Raw genomic sequence first — 22,492 nt, forward strand, 5'->3', positions numbered from 1 at the left:
AGGCAGCTTTAGCCAGCAGGGGCACCAAAGGGCTAAGCGCTGCGTTGAAAATGCTCACCTGAGCGGGTGGAAGAGGGGGGCGTTGCCCAACACTATTTCGCCGCGACCGTCGACGGGGCCGGGCGGCGGAAAAGCAGCAGCTGGCGATGCTTTCCGTGACTGGCGAACTCCGCATAGCCGCGCGCGCGGGCATAGTCCGCCAGGGGTTGCTCAAGCGGCTCCTCCCCATTCACCAGGATTGCGGGTGGCGGGGCCGCATCCAGGAACGCCACCAGACGCGTGGGCGAAGTGGTGGTGTAGTAGGGCCGGTCCGCCGCCGCGATCAGGTCTCCCACGCGGTAGACGAACTGGCCCGCCGCGAATTCGTGCGGGACGGTGAGGCCGCCCTCCAGCGCGATCGCGGGAGAAAGGGTGACGGCCTGCTCGCCGCCCGAAAAACCGGCCTCACGGACAAGGGTACGGGTGTCGCGGTGAAGCGATACCGTCTCCCAATGGGGCGGCCGCGTCAGTGAGACCAGGCCGGGCCCCAGTCGCGATAGCGCGCAAAGCAGCGCCATCAGCACCAGTGCCACCAGCACCGCGTCGGCCGCGGGGCGGTCCATCGGTGCTACGCGTGCGCGCAGCAACAGCAGGAGCAGCAGCAGGAACGGGATCGGCGGCACGAAATACTGCGGGAAAGAGGGCGTGGGCACGAAGGCGATGATGAAGCCCATCGCTGCCAGCGCGGCGGTCAGGATCACCGGCCAGGCCAGCACGGTTCGCGTCCCGTCGCGCATGCCGCCGCGCAGGAGCGGCAGGGCGATCAGCGCGATGATCCCGGCCATCGTCAGCAGCGTTGCATTGGCGGTCCAGATATCTTCCGCCAGCAACACTTTCTGCGTGACCCCGACCACGCGCGGTTCGGTGGAGTGGGACCAGTAGGCGGGCTGTACTTGCGTGAAATAGCGCAAGGTGTGGGCGAAGAACGCCTGCGGGTCGCTGGCCATCGTCAGCAACACCGGCAGGCCGGCGAACAGCCCGCCCAGCGCCAGCGGCAGCGTGCCCAGCATCAGCCGCCGGCCGATCGGGCGCGAAGCCGGCGCCAGCACGGTCGTCACGGCCATGAAGGGGGCAAGGAAGATGTAGTTGACCTTCATGGCGATGGCGCAAGTCGCCAGAATGCCCGCGATCAGGCAATAGAGCGCGGAAGGGCGCTCTTCATCCAGCCCCCAGATCAGGAAACCGATCGCGAACAGGGCGAAGGGGATCGGCAGGAAATTGTTGGTCGCCAGCGTGCCTGGCGCGCCCAGCAGCAGCACGTTGCCCAGCAGCAGCACGCAGGGGGCCAGAAAGCCCCAGAAGCCCGCGCGGGTCAGCCGCGCGATGAACCAGATCGCGCCGATGGCCATGACCCAGCCCACCAGCACCAGCAGCCGGCCCATCATCAGGAAATGCCCGGTCCCGGTAATCCAGTAGAGGCTGCCCAGCAGCCAGGGCAGCAGCGGCAAGTGGTTGTAGCCAAGGTCGCGATAGATGTCGGCGCTACTGGAAAGGGCGGAAACGGTAATGAAAAGGTTCTCGTCCCGGCCCAGCGGGGCGGACATGATGCGCCCGGCCAGACCCGCAAGCAGAATGGCGATCAACACATAGCCGGCCAGCGGCAACAAGCGCCAACGGGCCGGTATGCCCTGCGTTTCATCCGGCATCATCGGTTCCCCCGTGGCCATTCGATCCGGCGCAATTGTGAGGGATCGGCCGCCTCCGCAGCGAGCGCGATTAGGGCGTAACCACTCTGGATGAAGCCGCGGGGGGATGTCCGTCCGTGCGCCAGATCCCTTCGCCAATAAAGGGTTAGACCGCATGACCAGATCCGGGCGCGGCACCCTTGCGCTAGTTTCGGCCGGTCAGAAGCAAAGCGCGCAGGCTGCCCTTGGTGCAAGATATCGAACCGCTGCACATCGCGATCCTGGCCTCCGGGCTGGGGGCGGGCGGGGCGGAGCAGGTTATCGCCCAACTCACACGGCATTGGTGCGCGGCAGGTCATCGCGTTTCCATAATCGCTTTCGATCGGCCGGGGGATCAGGTCTATCACCGATTGCCACCGGAAGCGGCGCTGCACCGGCTGGGCGGCAGCGCCGGCGCGTTGGGTATGGCCGGTCGCGTTTTTGCGCTGCGGCAGGTGATCGCGGCGGAGCGGCCGGCGGTGCTGATCTCCTTCCTGACCAAGAACAACCTGATCGCCGCGCTGGCGACGCTGGGCACCCGCACGCGGCTGGTCTGCGCAGAGCGCAACAATCCCGAACGGCAGGACGCGCACCCGCTGTGGAACCGCGCGCTGGGCCTGCTCTATCGCCGGGCCGACGCCATCGTCTGCCAGACCGACGCGGTGCGCCGCTGCTTCCCGGCGGCGGTGCGCCGCAAGCTGGTGACCATTCCCAATCCCGTGGCCCGGCCGGATGTGCTGCCTGCCGCCGATGAACGGCAGCGCATCTGCGCGGTAGGGCGGTTGACGCACCAGAAGGGCTTCGACCTGTTGCTGCAGGCTTTCGCGACCGTCGCCCCGCGCTTTCCCGGCTGGCGCCTGACGATCCGGGGCGAGGGGCCGGACCGTGCCGCGCTGGAGGCGCGGATCGCCGAACTGGGCCTTGGCGGACGCGTGGAATTGCCCGGCCTCAGTTCCGTGCCGCGCGGCTGGGTGGCGGAGTGCGACCTGTTCGTCCTGTCCTCGCGCTACGAAGGGTTTCCCAATGTGTTGGGGGAGGCGATGGCCGCCGGCCTGCCGGTTGTCGCCAGCGACTGTGACTTCGGCCCGGCCGACATGGTGGAGAACGGGCGCAGCGGCGTGCTGGTCGCGTCCGAAGACCCGGCGGCGCTGGGAGAGGCTCTTGCAAAGATGATCGAAAATCCCGCTGAGCGTCAGCGCATGGGCGCCGCAGCGGCGCAAGCCATGGCTCGTTTCGCGCCCGAACCGGTGCTGGCGCGGTGGGACCAATTGTTGGTGACGGTCATGGCCACCGGAAAGGAGCGGCGTCGTTCGCCTGTCCCGGCCGGGCCAGCGGCGGAGGCGCGGCGGTGAGCGGCAGGCCCATGCGCATCCTGTTCACGTCCGCCGGGCGGCGCGTGGCGCTGACGCATTGCTTCCGCCGCGCGGCCGAGGCGTTGGACATGCGCGCGCAAGTCCATGCCTGCGATTTCGTGCCCGATCTCAGCGCTGCCTGCCTCGATGCCGATACCGCTTTCGCCGTGCCGCGTTGCACGGACCCGACTTACGTCGATCACCTGCTGGGTTACTGCGCGCGCGAGGGGATCGACCTGCTGGTTCCGACGATCGACACCGAACTGGAAGTGCTGGCCGAAGCGCGCGAACGCTTCGCGGCGCTGGGCACGCGCGTTCACGTCAGCGACCCCGAAACGATCGCCGTGGTGCGCGACAAGCAGCGGACCATAGACGTGCTGGCCGGTGCCGGCGTTCCGGTGCCGCGCACGGCAGCGCTGGAGCAGGTCCGCGCCGCGCCCGAAGACTGGCGCTGGCCGGCTTTCGTCAAGCCCGTGGGCGGCAGCGCCAGTCGCGGCATCGGCGTGCTGGAGGGGCCGCAGGACATTGCCGGGGTCTATCCCGAACCGATGCTGGTGCAGGAACTGCTGCGCGGGCCGGAATATACCGTCAACATCTACATAGATGCGGCGGGGCGTATGCTCTCGGCGATTCCGCATCTGCGCCTGACGGTACGCGGCGGCGAAGTGGAGAAGGGCCGCACCACGCGCGATCCGCGCTTCATCGCGATTGCAGAGGCGGTTGCCGCCGCGCTGCCGGGCGCACGGGGCGTGCTGTGTTTCCAGTTGATCGACGATCCCCAGCGCGGCCCCTGCGTGTTCGAGATCAATGCCCGGTTTGGCGGAGGCTATCCGCTGGCCGATCATGCCGGCGGGCGCTTCGCCGAAAGCCTGCTGGCCATGCTGGCCGATCAGCCCGAATGCGCCAGCCCCGACTGGCGCGAGGGCGTGACCATGGTGCGTTACGACGCGGCCGTGTTCCGTGGATGAGATCGTCCTGCCGGGCGATTGCGTGGTCGTCTTCGATCTGGACGACACGCTCTACCTGGAACGGGACTTCGCCCTCAGCGGCTTTGCCGCAGTGGGTCATAAGCTGGAGACGCAGCACGGCGTCATCGGCTTTGCGGACGAGTGCGCGCGGCTGCTGGACGAAGGCGTGCGCGGTTCGATCTTCGACCATGCGCTGTTGGCGCTGGGTGCGGGCGGGGTAGGCGTCGCGATCGCCGATCTTGTGGAGGTTTATCGCCGGCATCGCCCGAAGATCGCACTGGCGCCCGATGCCGCGCGGCTGCTGGATCAGGTGGACCGGCTTTCCGGTGCCCTCATCACCGATGGGCCGGCGCGGATGCAGGCCGGCAAGGTGGGCGCGCTAGGGCTGGGTGCGCGGCTGGGGCGGCTGGTGCTGACGGGAATGCTGCCGGCCGGCTTCGGAAAGCCGCATTCCATGGCTTTCGAACTGGTGGAGCGCTGGTCGGCCCGGGCGCCATACGATCACGTCTACATTGCCGACAATGCGGCCAAGGATTTCATCGCCCCCCGCGCGCGGGGCTGGCGCACGGTACAGGTCCTGCGCGAAGGGCGCATTCATCGCGGCGATCCGCCCACCGCGCGCCATGCCGCCGATGCGGTGGTGGAAACGCTGGACGACGTGCGTTTCGAGATTGCGGGGACGCGCTCAGTCGGCGCCTGAGACCAGCGCGGCGGCGGGCCGTCGCCGCTCCCCACCGATCATCACCCACGCCGTGCGGGCAAGGATGCGCAAGTCCAGCATGGGCCCGGCATGATCGACGTACCAGAGGTCGAGCGCGATCTTCTCATCCAGAGAGAGCAGCGTGTTGCCGTTGACTTGCGCCCAGCCGGTAAGCCCGGGCCTGACGTGGCCGCGCGCCATTCCGCGGGTGCCCAGAGCGGCGATCGTTTCCGGCAGCAGCGGGCGCGGGCCTACGAAAGTCATGTCTCCCCGCGCGACGTTCCACAGGCCCGGCAGTTCGTCCAGGCGGCTGCGGCGCAGGAAGCGGCCGAAGCCGGTCACCCGCGCCTCGTCGGGAAGCGGCCGGCCGTCCGGTCCGTTCGCCTCCCGCATGGAGCGCAGCTTGAACAGGGTGAACGGCTGCCCGCCAAGGCCGGCGCGCTGCTGCCGGAACAGCACGGGCGCCCCCATGGAGAGGCGCACGCCCAGTGCCAGTCCGGCCAGCAGCGGCAGGGTGGGGATCAGCAATGCGGCACCGAGTGCCCGGATGGCGAGGCGTCGCATTGCCGTTTCGATCCCTTTCCCGTGTCCCCGTTCGCGTTCCCGTGGCGCTGCGTTGCGTCGGTCAGACTTCCGACGGGCGCCAGGAATGGCCGCGGAAGAAGCGGCGGACGCGGGCGGCCCATGCTTCGTGCGTGGGCACCGGTGACGAGTAATAGGTCGCCGAATTCGCATAGAACTGCACGGAGTCGCCGTAGCGGCGACGGGCATGTTCGGCATAGTCGACCTGGTCGAAGACGATCCCGCCCACACTGTCGTCCAGCGATTCCAGCGCGGCCCGCATCTGGTCGCCGGTGGTATGGCCCCAGCGCGCCACCATCACCGTCTGGTCGGCGAAATTGCACATGGCGCGGGCATCGCGCACCGCCAACGTCGCCGGGGCATTGATGATGACCAGGTCGAACCGTTCGCGAAGCTGCGAAAGCAGCGTGCGCAGGCGGTTGGACGACAGCAGCACGGCCGGTTCCGCAACGGGTTCCTTGGCGCTGAGCAGGACGATCTGGTTGGCAACGCTTTCGCCGGTAACCGTCGCCTCGGGCGCATCGTAGGGATTGCCCTTCTGCGGGATCGCCAGGCTGTCCAGTTCGGCGCGGCCGCAGACGATGTCCACAAGGTCCGGCGCGGAGGTTTCGTTCTGCAGCTGTTGCAGTGCGCCGCGCTTGCGCAAGTCCAGGTCCAGCACCACCGTCCGCTCGCCCAGCGCGATACCGGCGGCGGCGAGGGTGAGCGAGACGGTGGACTTGCCGTCGCCCGGCAGCGGGGAGGTGACCAGCACCACCTGCACGCCGGCCCTGCGCTGCAGCCCGCGCACTTCGGTATATGTCGAGCGGGCAACTTCGGCGAAGAGCGACTGCGGTTCGGTGATGACCGGGCTGTCCTTGGGATCGACAGGCATGTCGCGGGGCAGCAGCGGCAGCATGCCCAGCGTGGGCAGGCCGAACTGGCGGCGGATCTGCGCCATGGTCCGCAGGCGATCGTCAAGGAAGTCGCGCAGGAAGGCGATCATCAGCGCCAGGATGCCCGATCCGACGAAGGCGGTAAGGCCCATCTTGAGCGGGGTAGGCGCGATCGGATCGTAGTTCGGCACGGCGGGCGAGACGACGGAGGAGGACACGCCTTCCATCTGCATCTGCGCGCGCACCTGTTCGATGCGGGCGGAGATCGACTTGTAGGCATCGTCGTCCAGTTCGGCCTGACGCAGCAGCTTGTCGAGTTCGACGCGATTGGAGGTGTTCTTGTAGGCCATGGAGCTTAGGCCTGCGACGATGCCTTCAAGGCGGGAAGCCTGCGCGGAATCGCCATCGGCTTCGCTACGCGCGATCTGCGCCATCTGCGCGCCCTTGGCATCGGCATCGGCCTGGGCCGCCGCCTGAACCGTGGCTTGCTCTTGCGCGATGCTCTTGTCGATCTGGGCGAGCTGCGAATTGACGCGCTTCACGTCGGGGTGATTGGGGCCAAGGCTGGTGCTTAGCTTGGACGCTTCACCCACCAGTTCGCCGCGGCGCTGTTCCAGCGTGTTGAGCGCGGCGGAAGTTGCGGTGGCGGTGCTCTGCATCAGCGATGCGCGGGCGATGCCGGCGCTGCGCGCGGCAGCGCCATCGCGGGCGGCGGTTGCGGCGGCGCTCTGCACCGCGATGCGGTTGATTTGCGCCAGATCCTCATCCGTGCCGGCACCGGCCAGCATGCGGTTGCGGGTGCGGAAATCGGCAACCAATTGCGCGGATGCCTGTGCGGTGCGGCCGCGCGCCTGCTGTTCCTGTTCCAGCGAGGCGAGCAGTTCGCCGCGCCGTTCATTGGACTTCGCGCCGCGCAGGGCGCGGACGGCTGGCGGGATCTCGTTGGCGATATCGGCAGCCAGCTCGGGCGAGCGGGCGATGACGGCGATTTCGATCAGATCCGATCCGGCTTCGGAATCGATGGTGATCATCGACGTCAGCTTGTTGATCCCGGCCTGGAGCAGTGGCTTGCCGGTCAGGTTCGGGTTGCCCATTTCCTTCAGGAAATCGGGATTGTGCAGCAGGTTGAGATCCTTGATGACCTGTTCCGCCGCCGATGCGGACCGGTGCAGGCGCACCGCGTTGGCGACGCGTTCGGCATTGCGCGAATTCACGTCCGCCTGGTTGGTGCCCACCTGGTCGATCAGTTCGACCTGAACGTTGGTGCTGGAACGATAGAGCGTGGGCGAAAGCAGCTGTTGCACGACCACGGCCAGCGTGGTGATCCCCACGATCAGCAGGATCATCGTGCGATAGCGCAGGAAGATGCGCAGCAGGTCTCTGAGAGAGACTTGTCCTTCCGCGACCGGGGCCTGATCGTTTCGCGATCGCCCGTATGGCAGGGGGCGCCTTACGCGGGCGTATTGCGGCACGTCGGGAACGAGTGCGGAAGTCATCTTGGCCCTCCGGAAAGGTAAAGCCCGGGGAACGCCCCCCTCGGCAGATTGAATTGATTATGACCCGCCGCGCTGACGAAACAAAAAGCGCATCGGACGGGGAGGCGGGGCAATCAGGCTAATACCTTTGGAGCGTCATTGGCCCGGTTTCACGGCAGAAGGGCCGCATAGAGCGCGACATGACGGGCCGTGGCCGCCTCTATCGTGTAGTCCCGGCCGGTCGCCAGCGCCCCTTGCGAAAGGCGTTCGTACAGGCCCGGCGTTTCCAGCAGGCGCGCGATCGCACCGGCGAGCTGGTGCCCGCGTTCGGGCGCGACAAGGCCGTTGCGATAGGGTTCCACCAGATCGCGGTTGCCCGGCACGTCGGTAGCGATCACCGGCAGCGCCGACGCAAAAGCCTCCAGGATGGCGACCGACATTCCCTCATATCTCGATGTGTTGAGGAACACGTCGCTGTCCGCCAGCAGTGCGGGCACATCGTGGCGTTCACCCAGGAAATCGACCATGCCCTCCAGCCCGTGGCGCAGGACGAGGGCGCGCATCGCCTCCAGATCGCCGCCGCCCCCGGCGATGCGGAAGCGCGGCAGCGGCCGGTTCGGCATGCGCTGGCGAAGGTGGCCGCGCAGCATGTGTGCGGTTTCGACCAGAAGGGGGTAGTTCTTCTGGTCCGAAATCGCACCGACACTGAGGATGCGCAAAGGGCTTGCCATGGCCTGTCGCGGCGCGGCGGCGGCGAAAGTGGCGGCGGGGGCATTGGCGATCAGCGTGAACGGTCGGCGGGAGTGCTGCCGATAGATGGCGGCCACTTCGTGGCTGATCGCCACGTAGTGGGTCACGACCTGATCGAACACGCGAAACAGGCGGGGCGAAAACGACAGGCGGCTGTTGTGATGGGTCAACACAACGGCGCCGCGATAGCCGGAAACCGCGATCATCGGCAGGGCCCGCGCGGTATGCGCATGGATCACGTCCGGCCGGCCGGCGCGCAGCAGGCGCCGCAATGCACGGGCCCCGGCGAACATGCCGCGCCGCCCGTCCAGCCCGAGCGAGACGAAACTGCCGGTTGCCGCGATGTCCCGCGCCAGCCGCGCCTCGGTCTGCGGGGAATTGCCCAGCGCCGCCGCATCGCACAGCGCCACCACGGTCGAGCCGGCGCCGTGGGCGGTGAAATTGGCGTGGAGATTGGAGACCAGCATCTCCGCCCCGCCGGTGGTCAGGCTGTTGAGGATCGACCAGACTTTCAGGCTTGGCCCCGGGGTGGGGCTTTCGCGATCGTTCCGGTCATGGGGTTCGTCATGAGTGGCATCGGCTGCGGCATCGTCAGGCAGGCAGGCGAGCGATGTCATGCCTGGCTCCCCTCGGCCGCGTCGGCGCCATCCGGGCTGCCGTTATCGCTTTTGCCCTTATCGTTCTTGCCCTTATCGTTCTTATCCGTGGCGCGCTGGCGGGCCAGCCCGCGCCAGAGCCCGATATCCAGGAACAGCGCGGTCGAAAGGCCGAAGGCGACATGGGCATAGTTGGCGGCGATGGCGCCTTGGCTGGGCATCAGCAGCAGCGCTATGGTGAAGAACAGCACGGTGGAGACTGTCGCCACGGCCAGCACGTAAGTGGGCCGGTTCATCGCCAGCAGTCCGGAGCGGGACGGCGCGGCATGCAAGGTCAGCGCCACCGCGAAAAGCTGGGTGAACAGCATCGGGTAGACGTCGGTGAAATCGTCCCCGAAGAACAGCACCAGCGCCGGGCGGCCCACCGCCATGCAGGCGAGGATGAAGATCAGCGCGATCCCGGCCAGCGCGGTCTGGAGAATGCGCACCAGCCGTTCCAGTGCCTTGCGGTCCAGCCTGGCCCATATCCGGGCGAGATCGGGATAGATCACGGTCTGGATCATGTCCCCCGCGGTCTGCGCGAACTTGGCGATCCGGCGGGAGAGGTAGTAGAGCCCGGCCGCGCCCGCGCCCGCGAAATAGCCCACCATCAGCGTATCCACCTCATGCGTCAGCGTGCGCAGGGTGGAGGAGACGTTGGTGGAGATGGCAAAGCGCAGGAATCCGGGGAACTGGTCGCCCAGGCCGCGCCAGCTTACGCCCAGCGGGCTGGGGATGCCGGATTTGCGCAAGGCCTGAAAGCCCAGCACGTTGAACAGCAGCGAATCCAGGATCTGGGCGCTGGTCCAGAGTATCACGAAGGCGGTCAGCCCGGCGTGGGCGTGCAGCAGCAGGACCGACGCGCCCAGCCGGAACAGGCTGGACGCTAGCTGGACATAGGCCAGCGTGCGGAACCGTCCGCCCAGTCGCAGCGCCGCGCTGGCCATGCCGCGCGGGTTGCAGACGATGGCAAGGGCATAGATCGCCACCAGCCCGACATGGCCTTCGCCCAGCCCGAAGGCGGCGCCGGCCAGCTTGGCCAGCACGATCGCGATCAGCCCGGCCACCAGGGCGGAGGCAAGGTCCAGCTTCAGGCCATAGGCGTAGAGCCGGGCCAGCCGGTCGACGGAGCCGTTATCCTCTTCCGCCGCCACGAAGCGGACCAGCGGTTGCCACGATTCGAAGCGCACCAGCCGCTCGCACACGCGGCCGATGGAGAGCACCACGACCATCACGCCGAATTCGGCCTTGCCCAATGCGTGGGTGGCCAGCGACAGCGCCGCCACCATCAACATGCCCGATCCGAAATTGCCGGACAGCAGGTGGATCATGCTGACGATGCGCGGGCGGATCAGCGTGGATGCGCACCACGATTGCCACATGCGGGCGGCGAAAGGCAGTTTCAGGGCGACCTCTCCACCCTCGGTCCGGACCTCGCTCATGCCCGTGCCAGTACGCTGCCGAAGAAGCGCTGGCGTTCGCGCGCCTCGGAACGATGCGCAAGGGCGTAGGTGAGGAAGATCAGCATCGGTTCGAACCACACGCGCGTATACATGTGCGGCAGCGCGGTGGTGTAGAGCAGCAGGATCGCCACTTGCGCCAGCGCCGCGCCGCCATCCAGCGGGTCTTCGCGCAGGATCATGATCGCGGTCATCACCAGCGCGCCCAGCAGCGTCCACAGGCCCAGCAGTGCGATGATGCCGCCCTCGTTCAGGACCAGCAGGTGCAGCTGGTGGACCGGCGCGGCAAAGGCGCTGGCCTTGCGATAGCGGTCGGTACCCAGGCCGATCAGCATGTTGTGGTTGGCCAGGCCCCAGGCTTCCTTGATCAGCGCCGCGCGGCCGACGAACGTGCCGGCCTTATCGGCATCGCCGGTGACCAGGGCGTCGCCCACGCGCTTTTCGAAGATCGCGGGGACCGGGCCGCCCAGGCTGAAGTACGCGGCGGCCAGCAGGACCACCGGCAGGCCGAAACGGATCAGGTTGGACATGCGCGAAAGCGCCAGGAAGCACATCACGCCCATCGCCGCGGCAGTAAAGGCGGTAAAGCTGGCGCTGGCCAGCAGGCCCCAGCCGATCGGCACGGTCATCACCAGCGCCCATCCCCAGTGCAGCCGCCGAGCGATCACCGCGTGGATCATCATGACCATGGCATAGGCGCACTGCGCGCCGTTCGGGTTCGGTTCGCCCGACATCGCGCCCAGCCGCCCGTTGCCGGTGACGTAGCCCACGCCCATCACCGAATCGAGGCTGGTGCGCTCGTAATGCATCATCGTGTAGAAGCCGATCACCTGGGAGATGGCGACGCCGATGATGAAGGCGATGATACAGCGGTGCAGCACGCGGCTGCTGAAGCTGGCGAAAGTCATCGGCACGACGACAAGCGCGAAGATGTACTGGAAGCCCACTACCGGCCAGCGCACGAATTCGCTGTGGTAGAGCGAACAGAACAGCAGCGCCGCCAGCATCGTGGTCAGGCCCAGTATCCACATCGCCGTGTAGGGGCCCAGCATCATCAGGCGCAGCCGGCCCTTGAACACCAGCGCGACGGTACAGCCGGCCAGGAGTACATCGGACAGGGTGACGTTGGCGATGGGCGGCCGCAATACGCGCCAGGGCAGGGTCAGCGCCGAGAGGATGATGCCCAGCGTCAGGATGTTCGGCAGCCAACGCTGCGAGAGGATCTGCGGCACGCGGCGCACATCCGCCCCCGCCAGCATCGCGCGGGCGGACAGGGCAGGGGCCTGGTTCGGAACCGGTATAGCCATGCCACGATGATGGTAGGCAGGCGCGGTCGAGGCAAAGACAAGTATGGTCAGGCCCCTGCGCAAAGTTGGTACCCCCTACAGGACATCCGGCGAGGGGCGCATCCCGAATTGGTGACTTGCCTGTGTGTGTTACCGGTCGGTACTCTTGGCCAGAGCAGCGCGCGAGGCGTGCGGTATCCGGTCGTCGCGAACGGGAACTCCCACGGGTTCCGGCAACGTGCGTAACCGCCGGACCCGTCCGCCGGACTTCGTCACCATGCGCCCCGTTCCATTGAACATCATTGTCGAGAGGCCGGCTTGTCAGAGCACCCGTCCGACCAGACCAAGCTTAGGGTCATTTATGTAGCCGGTTACGGGCGCAGCGGTTCGACGCTTCTCGATATCGCGCTGGGCATGCGGCCGGACGTGTTCGGTGCCGGCGAACTGACCGCGCTGGCGCGTCATGCCTGGAAGAACGGCGAATACTGCGCGTGCGGCGCCACCGTGCGCGCCTGCCCGTTCTGGAGCAGCGTGATGGCACGCGCGGGCGGTTCTGAAGCGCAGGACATGCTGGACCGGCTGGCCGATCTTCAGCAGCGCATGGAAGCCCTGGCCGCATCGCGCCGGGTTTTCGCGCGGTTCCTGCCGGCCTCGCGCGATCGCTATCACCAGGCCAATCGCGCACTGCTCGAAGCCGTGGCGGCGCAAGCCGGGCAAGGCGAAATCTATGTGCTCGATTCCAGCAAGTTGCCGGGGCGGGCACTCGCGCTGGCATCGATGCCGGGGATCGACCTGCACGTGATCCACCTCGTTCGCGATCCGCGCGCGGTCGCCTGGTCGATGTCGCGCCCGCATCCCAAGCGGATTGAGGCAGGCGTGCAGCGGGAACTGCGGCCCAAACCCGCATTCTACGTGGCGCTGCGCTGGTCGATGGTGAACCTGGTCTGCGAATGGCTGTGCTGGCGATTGGTTCGGCGATGGGGTGACGGGCGAACGATCCGCGTGCGTTACGAGGATTTCGTTGCCGATCCGCCCGCCGTGCTGGAGGCGATCCGCGCCCGATGCGCCCCGTTGCTGCCGGGCGCGGCAGCGGACGGCCTTTCCGAAGTGCTGCGGCCGGGGCACCAGGTGGCCGGCAGCCGCCATCGCATGCAGGCCAGCCTTGTCATCCGCGAGGATCACGTCTGGCAGCGCCAGATGCCGGAGATGGCGCGGCGGCTGGTTTCCTGGATCACTGCGCCGCTGCTGCGGCGATACGGATACATGCCGGGCACCGGCAGGGGGGAGGAAGGCCGCGCGGCGCCTGCCACACGCCCGGGGCTTGTCGAAAACAAGGGCGTAGGAGCGGGCAGATGACGGCAGTTCGCAAGGGAACGGCGCGCCGCAAGCTGGTCTTGCCGGTCGTGATACTGGGGATGCTGCTACTGGTGGCCTATGCGCTGGTGCCGACCGGCGGTGCCCGGCTGGAAGCCGCGCAGCCGCCCACGGTATCCATCCCGTCCGGCACCAAGTCCTTTCCCGGCGCCGTGGGCTGGGGGGCATCCAGCGCGGGCGGCCGCGGCGGCAGGATCATCTATGTGACGACGCTGGCCGATTCCGGCTCAGGCTCCTATCGCGCCTGCGTCACGGCCACAGGGCCGCGCGTCTGCGTGTTCCGCGTGGCCGGGGTGATCCGCTTCACCACCACGCCGCCGATCATCGAGCAGCCCTATCTCACCATCGCCGGGCAGACCGCGCCGGGCAGCGGCATCGTGCTGGCCCACGCCGGCGCGCCGGCAGGCCGCACGCCGCTGGTCATCAAGAACACCCATGACGTGGTCGTCCGCAACATCCGCGTACGCGCAGACCTGCCGGGCGGAAGCCGGGGGTCCGAAGACAGCATCACCATAGAGCATTCCAGCAAAGTGCTGGTCGATCACGTCAGCGCTTCGTGGGCGCGGGACGAGCTGATCAACGGCTATGCGGACAACGATTACATCACCGTCAGCAATTCGATCTTCGCCTGGGGCATTCCCTCGCATGACAAGTGCGCGCTGCTGGCGAGCGATCCCGTCGATGCGCAGCACTTCAGCTTCATCAACAACCTCTGCGCACACAACGGGGACCGCATGCCGGACGTGAATTTCCCCCGGAACTCGTGCCTCGAAGTGGTCGACAACATTTTCTACAACGCCCAGTCGCGCTTTGCCGAAGTGTGGGAGCTGTTTGGCGGCACGCCGGTCTCTTTCGTGGGCAACAGCTTCATCGGCGGGCCGAACACCACCAACCTGACCGTGGGCATCGCCCGCGATACCAGCACGTCCAAGGGCGGCGCCGCGATCATCTATTCGTGGGACAATCGCTTTGTCGGTGCGTTTCAGGACATGAACCAGGAGGCGGAGCAGGCACTGGTCAACAAGCCGCCTTGTGCGCTGACGATCAACCCGCTTTCCGCCACGAACGCCTATAGTCAGGTACTGGCGAAGTCCGGCGCTTTTCCGCGGGATTCGATCGACGATCAGGTGGTCTACGATGTGGAGCACGGCTCCGGCCGGATCGGCCAGCCGGCCCCGGTGATGCCCGCGCAGACCGCCGGGCAGCCTTATCCCGATGCGGACAAGGACGGCATGGACGATAACTGGGAAGTCACGATCGGCGCCAATCCGAAGGTTGCCGATGCCTGGGGCGATGCCAATCGCAACGGCGTTCCCAACTTCGAAGAGTTCCTGGCCTATCGCAACAAGGTGCTTGGTCTGTGAAGGCGCTGGATGCCAACCCAGCACTTGAGGGTCCCGCGCTGCACGAGGGCGTTTCCTCGCCGGTCGCGGTGCACAGGCAGCGGCCGACGGTGTGCTATCCGCTGGCGGGCGATGCGCTGGGCGGCAGCCATGTCTCGCTGCGCGGGCTGATCGACGGGCTGGACCCTGCGCAGATCGAGGTGATCGTCGTGCCGGAAGTGCCGGACGGGCGGCTTGCCGCGTTCTTTTCGGGCATTGCCCAATGCCCGGACCCGGCGCGGCCGACGCGGCCTTTCGTGCCCGGCCGCAGTATCGGCATTGGCAAAGTATTGGGAACGCTGGCGGGATTGCCGCGCCGCGTGCGCTTCCTGAAGGAACGCGGGGTGGATATCGTCCACACCAACGACGGGCGCAGCCATGCCAGCTGGGCATTGGCGGCGCGGTTGGCCGGCGCGCGACTGGTCTGGCACCATCGCGGCGATCCTGGCGCGCGCGGGCTGCGCTATGTGGCGCCGGTGCTGGCGGATCGGATCGTTGCGGTTTCCGCCTTCGCGCTGCCACGCGGGCGTCGCGGTGCCGCGCGGACGGCGCGGGTGATCCACAGCCCCTTCGACGTATCGATCACCGCCGACCGCGAGGCGATGCGCAAGCGGATCCTGGAGGAGACGGGCAGTCCGCCGGAAACGGTGATCTGCGGCTATTTCGGCAGCTTCGTGGAGCGCAAGCGCCCACTGGCCTTCGTAAAGGCCGTGGAGGCACTGGGGCGCGAGATCGACCGGCCCGTGCTGGGCGCGATGTTCGGCGAACCGCGCGAAACCGAACTGGACCGGCAACTGGACGATCGCATCGCTGCCGTGGGTGCGCCCGCGCGGGTGGTCCGCATGGGATATCGGTCGCCCGGGCATGCCTGGCTGGCGGGCTGCGACCTGCTGCTGGTCCCCGCCGTGGATGAGCCGCTGGGGCGCACGCTGGTAGAGGCGATGCTGGTGGGCACGCTGGTCGTGGCTACCGATTCAGGCGGCAATCCGGAGGCATTGCGGCAGGGCTGCGGCGTGCTCTGCCCGCCCGACGATCCGCGCGCGATGGCGCGTGCGGCGGCGGATTTGCTGGCGGACCCGACTTTGGCCCGGACGATGCGGCAGGATGCGACGGTGGCGGCGCGGGGACGGTTCTCGCAAGCCCGGCATGTCGATGCGATCCGGACGATCTACGATGAACTGACATGAGGTTCAGGCGGAGTTCGTTTGGAAATTCGCCTTAGGCGAATTTGGCGGCGCCGTCTTGCTCCACCACGCGACCTCCCATCAGTGTATCCTTGATGGGAGGCTGCGCGGTTGAGGGCCGGTGCCGCACCGAAAATGCCCTTTGGGCCTTTTCCAAGCGAACTTTCAGAACCTTACGCGCAGTGCCACACCGCCACGAAAGCGGTCGAACTCCAGCGTGGAACTGTCGCTGCTGCGGGAGCCGTAGCCGGCCGTGGCGGCCACGGAGATATTGCGGGACACCAGATACTCCAGCTCTCCGCCGCCCGTGACCGTCTCTTCGTGGATGCCCGATCCGGTGTACTTGGTCTTGCGATAGCCGACCGACAGGGTGCCATAGAGATTGTGGCGGATTTCCTGCTGCACGCTCAGCTTGGTGATCGTGTCGGTACGCTGCGTGGCGCCGACGCGGAACGTCGCGACATCGCCGTTGAAGGCATCGAGCAGCACGGCGGTACGGCGGGTGGGGTGGTAGGTGAGGTTGCCCGCCACCGACAGGCCGGTGTGGCCGGGGGTGGACGGGTCGTCCGGATTGTGGCGGAACACGCCCACCGAAAGGCCGCCCTCCAGCACGCCGCCGGGCTGGAAATCGATGCCCAGCCGTCCGCCGAACGTGGTGGTGTTGCGCTTGTCGCCGCTGGGCGTCAGGTCGATCCGGAAATCGCGCCGGGCAACGAAGGCGGTGGCGGTGGCATAGGCCCTGCCGGTGACGCGCAGGCCGAACGTCGCCTGCCCGGCATAGGCGGTGAAGTCGCGATCGGAATCGATGCTGGACAGGGCGTTGAACTTGGTCACGTCCGCCTGAACGTCCAGCAGTGTGCGCGTGGCGACGCGGTGATAGGAGACGACGCCGCCCAGGCTGTCGATCCGGCGCGGGCCGGCGTTCGGGTTGCGGCGCGCTTCCGGGTCGGACCGGTCTTCGATCGATCGGCGAGAGAAGACGCTGGCGGAAAGGTTGGATGTCGGCCCGGTCTGCCAGTGCACATCGCCGTCGACCAGCCAGCTCTCGGAATTTTCCGTGGAATGGGTGGCATAGCGGCGGACGGTGCCGCTGGCGTTCAGCTCGAACGTCACCGGCGCCGGCTGCGTGGCGATGGCGACGCGGGGAGATATGTCGAAACGCACATCGTCCTGCGCGTTGTTCGGCGAGGCGTAGATGTTGCTGTCGTAAAGGACATCGGCCTCTCCGCCCAGCGTCACGTTCAGCGAGCCGAGGTGGAGCGGAAGCACGCGATAGTCAGGATCGTTGGCGAATACGGCGGGCGCGGTGGAGCCGATTTCCTTCGCCTGTGCCCAGGCCTGCTGCGGCGTTGCCAGCAGCAGCGGAACCGGGGCGGCGAGCGCTAGATGGCGGGGCTTCACGCGCCTAGAACCAGCGTTCGTAGACGCGGATGGTATCGCCCGGCAGGACCGGCGTGGTTTCCACCGCCTTCGCGGTCATCTCCTTGCCGTCGACCGTGCGGGTGATGGCTACCTCACCAGTCTTGGCCCGATAGGTATAGCCGCCGGCGGCGGACAGCGCGGACAGCACGGTCATTCCCTGGCGATAGGGGAACTGGCCGGGCTTGTTCACTTCGCCGGTGACGTAGAACGGGCGAAGCTCCACCGCGCCGACATTGACCACGGGATCGCCGCTCATGATCCCCTGCCTCAGCAGGGCGGCGGCGATGCCCTGTTCGATCTCGCGATAGGACAATCCGGCGACGGTGATCTGCTTGATATAGGGCAGCGAGATCGCGCCGGTGTCCTCCACCGTGTAGTCGCCGTTGGCGGCATCCAGATCCTGGACCACGATATGCAGCTTGTCGCCCGCACCCACCCGGTAGGGACCTGCCGGAGTGGATGCGAGCGTGGGCATCGATCCTGTCGGCGACGAACAGCCGCCCAACATCGATGCCGGTATCAGACAGCAGGCCAGCGGTATGGCGATGGCCGACTTCCATGCACGGGCCCACGAATGCGGACGCCCAGAACGCGGACAATTGCGCAGTGTTGCCATGATACGCTCCCCGACAACCTTGGAACGATCCGCCTTCCCTCAGGCCAGATCCAGGAATCATCGCCTCCAGATTACGGAAGATACGTCAAATTTCCTTGGTTATTAAGGGCTAGCTCACCGTCCCTCAGGGGTGCCGGAGGCTCTCCCTAAGAGCACGCCGGAAGGGGAGGGGATTTTGCGGTGGCGGGTTCTTACGCCACGGGCACGTTGCGCGTGGGCGATTTCCAGCGCGCAAGGTTCAGCCCCGACATCGCCTCCAGGCTCTCCACGTCGCGGGCGTAGAAATCGCGCAGCCTCGCGCGCAGTGCGGGGGTTAGCGGGGGATAGGCCACTTCGCGCGCCAGCAGCGATCGCATGCCCTCGAACACAGGATGGCCGCGCAGGGGGCGAAGGCTGCTCTTCAACGGGGCCAGCGCCCGGCGCAGCGGCAGCGGCAGGATGGCCGAACGGCTGCTGTTCTCCCGCGTGGCAGGTTCCGCTTCGTGAACCGGATCGACGCCGATGTGATGCGAAACGGCGTCCACGATGTGCGCCGGATCCGCGACGACCTCTTCGTAGAGGTAGACCAGGATCTGGTCGCGCGGGAACAGATCGAACCAGCGCGAAAGGTGGCAGGCGTAGAGCCCGTCCTGCAGGAAGCGCGGAAAGGGGCTGTCCGGTGTGGCCAGATAGTCTTCCGGCGGCCCCTTCACGGTGCCGCGCCGGTAGAACATCTTGTAGTCCGAATAGGCGCGCTCGACCGGATCGCGCAACTGGAGGACCAGCCGCACGTCGGGCAGGGTGGCGGCGATGCGCCGGGCTGCCAGCGGATGGGCAAGATAGTCGGCCGATTTTTCGCCGATCACATAGGCGCTTTCCGGTCGCTCCTCGAAAAAGCCGCGATACCAGTCCTCGCCCCGCGCGAACTCGTTGCTGAAATAGTGCGGCTCGGGCGGCGGCATGAAGATCGCCGGGTTTTCGACAAGGCGCGCCTGAACCCACGTCGTGGCCGCCTTGACCGCGCCGATGACGATGAACTGCGGGCGCCAGGCGCGATCGATCATGACGCCTCCGCAATGGCGGCGCGCAGGCCGTGGGCGATGCGGGCCATCGCCTCTTCGCCCAGGGTGTGGTCCACCGGGAACATAAGTGTGCGGCGGCCCAGGCGCGCGGCCTGTTCCAATGGGCCGTCGCGGCGGATCGGCAGGCCGTCCAGCGCCGCCTCGCGGCTCATGTCCGGGCACGATCCGGTGGCGGCGGGCAGACCCATCGCGATCAGCCGTTCCAACACGTGCCCGCGTCGGTCGCCTGTTTCGTCGGCCAGCTGGACATAGAACTTGTACCATGCGTGGCGGGCATGGGCGGGCGGTTCGGGCAGCAGCACACCGGGCAGATCGGCCAGAGCGTCGCACAGAATGCGCGCATTGCGCGCCCGCGCGGCCAGCCAGAGCGGCAGCTTCCCAAGCTGGCGACGGCCCAACGCCGCCTGCATTTCGGTCATCCGGTAGTTGGATCCGAGATGGTCGTGGATATGGCGGAACGCGCCGGGGGCGCCGCCGCCTTCGTGGACCTTGCGACAGTCCTTGCCGTGATCCTTGATCGACCAGCCGCATTCCCACGCATCGTGGTTGCGGAACAGCAGCAGTCCACCTTCGCCACCGGTGGACATGATCTTGTCCGTGCAGAACGAGAATGAGGCCGCATCGCCGAACGATCCCACGCGCTGACCGCGCCACACGGCGCCATGTGCCTGCGCGCAGTCCTCTATCAGCTTCAAATCCCGATCGGCGCAGAGTGCGGCCAAGGCATCCATGTCGCAGGGCCAGCCGGCCAGATGGACGCAGATCACGGCCCGCGTCGCCGGGCCGATCATGCGTTCGACCGAGGCGGGATCGATGTTCTGGCTGACCGGATCGACATCCGCGAAGACCGGCAGCGCGCCCACCGCAAGCACGCAACTGGCGGTGGCGAAGAAGCTGCGCGCCGGCACGATCACTTCGTCGCCCGGACCCACGCCCAGCGCGCGCAGCGCCACTTCCAGCGTCAGCGTGCCGTTGGCGATGCAGAGCGCTTCGGGCGGGGCGGCTTCATCGACATAGCGGGCGAATTCCGCCGCGAAGGCGCGGTTATGCTCGCCATGGACCAGCGCATTGACCCTGCCCGAACGCAGCACCGCGGCCACCGCCTCGATCTCGTCAGGCTCATGCCGCGGCCAGAGGCTGCGCAGCGGTGTTTCCTCATGGTGCCCGGAATAGTCGGAGCACGCCGCGGCAAGAGCGCCGGAATCGGCCAGAGTCATGATGCCTCCCTGGGATTTCAGACTTTAACCGGCTCGCCCGAACCGCGCGGGCCGGTCAGCGCTTCATTCTGGATCAGCTCGAACCCGGCGCTGCCGCTCGGCACTTTGACCAGGGTATGGGTGATCCGCCGCGCCTCCACATGGTCACCCAGCTCCACTGCGCGGGCGAGCCGGTCGATCGAGCGGGATATGAAGGGCAGGGGGATCGGCTTCGACTGTGCCTCGAAGATCCCCTTGATACCGGAGGACAACTGCTCCTCGCAGATGTCGAACAGTTCCTCGAACAGCTTCTCGCCTGGGCGCAGGCCCACGAATTCGACCGGCACGTCGATCTCGGGCTGGAGGCCGTAGAGCCGGATCATGCGGTAGGCGAGGTCTACGATGCGCACCGGCTTGCCCATGTCGAGCACGAAGATCGTGCCGCGCCGGGTATTCTGGGCCAGCGCGGCCGAACTGCTTTGCAGGATCAGCTGCACCGCCTCGCGCACGGTCATGAAGAAGCGTTCGATATCGGGGTGGGTGACGGTGAGCGGGCGGCCTTCGCGCAACTGGCGGTGGAACAGCGGGACGATGGACCCGCTCGATCCCAGCACGTTGCCGAAGCGTACGGTCATGAAGCGCGGTGCCTCGCTGTCGTCCACGCCGCACATGTCCAGCGCCTGCGCATAGAGTTCGCCCACCCGCTTGGTGGCGCCCATCATGCCCACCGGGTTCACCGCCTTGTCGGTGGAGACCTGGACCATCGCCTTGACCGAATACTCGCACACCGCGTCGGCAACGATGCGGGTGCCCAGGATATTGGTGTGGACCCCGGCGCAGGGGTTGGTCTCCACGATCGGCACATGCTTCAGCGCCGCTGCGTGATAGACGATCACCGGCCGGTGCTTCTCGAACACCCGGCGCACGTCATCCCGCTCACGCACGTTGCAGAGTTCGGGCTGGACATCGAGATCGGGGAACTGCTCGCGCAGTTTCATCTCGATGGCGTAAAGATGAAATTCACTATGTTCGAGCAGGACCAGGCGCGACGGGCGGAAGCTGGCAAGCTGCCAGCACAGTTCGCCGCCGATGGTGCCGCCCGCGCCGGTCACCAGTACGCATTTGCCGGTGATCTGGCTGGTGATCTGCTCACCCTCCAGCGTGAATTCGCTGCGGCCGAGCAAGTCCTTCACCGATAGCTCGTCCGGCGCGGCGCCGTGGCCGCGCTGGAGGATGTGGCTCCAGCCGTCGCGGATGCGCGAAAGTTCCAACCCCATCTGGCGGGAACGGGATGTCAGCCGCGCCATTTCGCGGTTGGAAAGGTCGGTGCCGTCGTCGCAGGCGATCACCAGCGAAGGGCGGCGGCCCTGCAGCTCCAGCTCGTCCACCGCATGCGCAATGTCCTCATGCGTGCCCAGTACCGGCACTTTGGCGATCCGCAGCAGCGTGTCGTTGGCGGCGGGCAACAGGATGCCGACGATGGAGAGCGTGGGCGTGCTCTCCCGCTTCAGCACGTCGATGATCGACAGCGCCCAGTCGGGAGAGCCGACCAGCAGCGCCCGGCGCAAATCGCGGCCCTGCGCGGCGGCGGGCTGGGTCTTGGCGGTTTCCGAAAGCTTTTCGCGCAGCGCGCGCCGGGCGCCGCGCACCGCGAGCAGGGCGGTGATCGCGAATAGCCATTGCGCCAGCGCGATGGCGGCCAGTTGCGGCCGTTCCGCCTGCACGCCGGGAACCAGCAGGATCGCCGCCCAACCCAACCCGAAGGCGGGGATCGTCAGCAAGGCCAGATGCATCGCGTGCGAGAAACTGAAGTAGCGCCAGCTCCGCCGATAGAGCCCGGTCATATAGAAGCAGCCGATGGCGAGCCCGGCAAAGGCCAGGACGGCGGCAAGATGGCCGTCCGATCGCGGAAAGCCGGTGCGCCCGATGAAGGTGAAGGCCAGCGCCAGCGTCGCTCCCAGGATCGTGAAGTCCAGCAGCATCAGCACGGTATTGCGAAACGTGCGGCGCAGGCTGAATTGCGCGATCGAGGAGCGGGAGCGCGCATTGCTCGATCCCAGCTTCCGCACGCGCAGGAACGTGTTGGCGGAGCCGCCGGTCATTTTCGAGGCCGCGCTTCCGGCGACGGTTTGGTTCATGACATCTGCCTTCGCGGGTTGCTCGTGGCGAAGTGGTTCGCCTGCGATGCCGGATGTTCCGGCCCCGCAGGTCTTGCTTGTCTACCGGTGAACTTGGTGGCGCGCATGTATTCATGAAGTCATCAGCCGAAATTGCCGACAGACGTAGGAATTAGGTGGTGGATTCGACTTGCGGGCATGCAGCATGTTCCAAATGGTTTGGGTCTGCCGTCTCTCGCTCATCCCTAAATCGTCGGAAATCATCTCTAAGGGCTATCAGCCGATTAGAAGCTTTGCGGCCGGCGCGCGCGCGCCCATCATTGGGGCCATAGTGGGGATCGATTGGGGCATTCG

17 protein-coding genes are annotated in these 22,492 nt (G+C 67.0%); 6 read left to right on the forward strand and 11 right to left on the reverse strand.

Going from position 1 to position 22,492, the window contains the following annotated elements:
- Positions 1–92: 92 nt before the first annotated feature.
- Positions 93–1,706: a hypothetical protein gene (locus WBP07_RS02775; RefSeq protein ID WP_395394137.1), complete on the reverse strand. Its 1,614-nt coding sequence runs from the start codon at positions 1,704–1,706 to the stop codon at positions 93–95.
- Positions 1,707–1,912: 206 nt separating this feature from the next.
- On the opposite strand from WBP07_RS02775, the gene WBP07_RS02780 reads away from it, so the two are divergent.
- Genes WBP07_RS02780 through WBP07_RS02790 form a run of 3 tightly spaced genes read left to right on the forward strand, consistent with a single transcriptional unit; the run spans position 1,913 to position 4,723 of the window.
- Positions 1,913–3,055, forward strand: coding sequence for a glycosyltransferase family 4 protein (locus WBP07_RS02780; protein ID WP_395394139.1), 1,143 nt, complete (start codon positions 1,913–1,915; stop codon positions 3,053–3,055).
- Positions 3,052–4,023, forward strand: a complete 972-nt coding sequence (locus WBP07_RS02785) for an ATP-grasp domain-containing protein (RefSeq protein WP_395394140.1) — start codon at positions 3,052–3,054, stop codon at positions 4,021–4,023. The genes WBP07_RS02780 and WBP07_RS02785 overlap by 4 nt, the downstream gene beginning before the upstream one ends.
- The gene (locus WBP07_RS02790) at positions 4,016–4,723 is read left to right on the forward strand and encodes an HAD family hydrolase (protein ID WP_395394141.1); all 708 of its coding nucleotides are present in this window, start codon (positions 4,016–4,018) and stop codon (positions 4,721–4,723) included. The genes WBP07_RS02785 and WBP07_RS02790 overlap by 8 nt, the downstream gene beginning before the upstream one ends.
- On the opposite strand, the gene WBP07_RS02795 is transcribed toward WBP07_RS02790, so the two are convergent.
- The 5 genes from WBP07_RS02795 to WBP07_RS02815 all read right to left on the reverse strand — a co-directional run bounded on the left by WBP07_RS02795 (position 4,709) and on the right by WBP07_RS02815 (position 11,807).
- The gene (locus tag WBP07_RS02795) at positions 4,709–5,287 is read right to left on the reverse strand and encodes a sugar transferase (RefSeq protein WP_395394142.1); all 579 of its coding nucleotides are present in this window, start codon (positions 5,285–5,287) and stop codon (positions 4,709–4,711) included. The genes WBP07_RS02790 and WBP07_RS02795 overlap by 15 nt on opposite strands.
- Before the next feature lie 61 nt (positions 5,288–5,348).
- The gene (locus WBP07_RS02800; RefSeq protein WP_395394144.1) at positions 5,349–7,676 is read right to left on the reverse strand and encodes a GumC family protein; all 2,328 of its coding nucleotides are present in this window, start codon (positions 7,674–7,676) and stop codon (positions 5,349–5,351) included.
- A gap of 149 nt (positions 7,677–7,825) precedes the next feature.
- Positions 7,826–9,022, reverse strand: coding sequence for a glycosyltransferase family 4 protein (locus tag WBP07_RS02805; RefSeq protein WP_395394145.1), 1,197 nt, complete (start codon positions 9,020–9,022; stop codon positions 7,826–7,828).
- Complete coding sequence (locus tag WBP07_RS02810; RefSeq protein WP_395394147.1) at positions 9,019–10,482, reverse strand: lipopolysaccharide biosynthesis protein; 1,464 nt, start codon at positions 10,480–10,482, stop codon at positions 9,019–9,021. The genes WBP07_RS02805 and WBP07_RS02810 overlap by 4 nt, the downstream gene beginning before the upstream one ends.
- Positions 10,479–11,807, reverse strand: coding sequence for a hypothetical protein (locus WBP07_RS02815; RefSeq protein ID WP_395394148.1), 1,329 nt, complete (start codon positions 11,805–11,807; stop codon positions 10,479–10,481). Before WBP07_RS02815 ends, WBP07_RS02810 begins: the two co-directional genes overlap by 4 nt.
- Positions 11,808–12,104: 297 nt before the next feature.
- On the opposite strand from WBP07_RS02815, the gene WBP07_RS02820 reads away from it, so the two are divergent.
- Genes WBP07_RS02820 through WBP07_RS02830 form a run of 3 tightly spaced genes read left to right on the forward strand, consistent with a single transcriptional unit; the run spans position 12,105 to position 15,729 of the window.
- On the forward strand, positions 12,105–13,142 hold the full coding sequence (locus WBP07_RS02820) for a sulfotransferase (RefSeq protein ID WP_395394150.1): 1,038 nt from the start codon (positions 12,105–12,107) through the stop codon (positions 13,140–13,142).
- Positions 13,139–14,524 carry a polysaccharide lyase family 1 protein gene (locus WBP07_RS02825; RefSeq protein WP_395394152.1) on the forward strand — a complete coding sequence of 462 codons (1,386 nt, stop codon included), beginning with the start codon at positions 13,139–13,141 and terminating at the stop codon, positions 14,522–14,524. Before WBP07_RS02820 ends, WBP07_RS02825 begins: the two co-directional genes overlap by 4 nt.
- A complete protein-coding gene (locus tag WBP07_RS02830; RefSeq protein ID WP_395394154.1) occupies positions 14,521–15,729 on the forward strand; it encodes a glycosyltransferase family 4 protein in 1,209 nt (402 codons plus the stop codon). Before WBP07_RS02825 ends, WBP07_RS02830 begins: the two co-directional genes overlap by 4 nt.
- Positions 15,730–15,891: 162 nt before the next feature.
- On the opposite strand, the gene WBP07_RS02835 is transcribed toward WBP07_RS02830, so the two are convergent.
- The 5 genes from WBP07_RS02835 to WBP07_RS02855 form a co-directional block, all read right to left on the reverse strand.
- Positions 15,892–17,127: an outer membrane beta-barrel protein gene (locus tag WBP07_RS02835; RefSeq protein WP_395394155.1), complete on the reverse strand. Its 1,236-nt coding sequence runs from the start codon at positions 17,125–17,127 to the stop codon at positions 15,892–15,894.
- A 4-nt stretch (positions 17,128–17,131) separates the two neighbouring features.
- Positions 17,132–17,623: a polysaccharide biosynthesis/export family protein gene (locus WBP07_RS02840; RefSeq protein WP_395394157.1), complete on the reverse strand. Its 492-nt coding sequence runs from the start codon at positions 17,621–17,623 to the stop codon at positions 17,132–17,134.
- Between the two features lie 332 nt (positions 17,624–17,955).
- Entirely contained in the window at positions 17,956–18,807 is an 852-nt protein-coding gene (locus WBP07_RS02845; RefSeq protein ID WP_395394158.1) for a sulfotransferase, read from the reverse strand.
- On the reverse strand, positions 18,804–20,042 hold the full coding sequence (locus tag WBP07_RS02850) for a DegT/DnrJ/EryC1/StrS family aminotransferase (protein ID WP_395394160.1): 1,239 nt from the start codon (positions 20,040–20,042) through the stop codon (positions 18,804–18,806). The genes WBP07_RS02845 and WBP07_RS02850 overlap by 4 nt, the downstream gene beginning before the upstream one ends.
- Positions 20,043–20,059: 17 nt before the next feature.
- Entirely contained in the window at positions 20,060–22,159 is a 2,100-nt protein-coding gene (locus WBP07_RS02855) for a polysaccharide biosynthesis protein (RefSeq protein ID WP_395394161.1), read from the reverse strand.
- Positions 22,160–22,492: the final 333 nt, after the last annotated feature.

The sequence above is a fragment of the Novosphingobium oxfordense genome (assembly GCF_044029435.1).
Lineage (GTDB): Bacteria > Pseudomonadota > Alphaproteobacteria > Sphingomonadales > Sphingomonadaceae > Novosphingobium.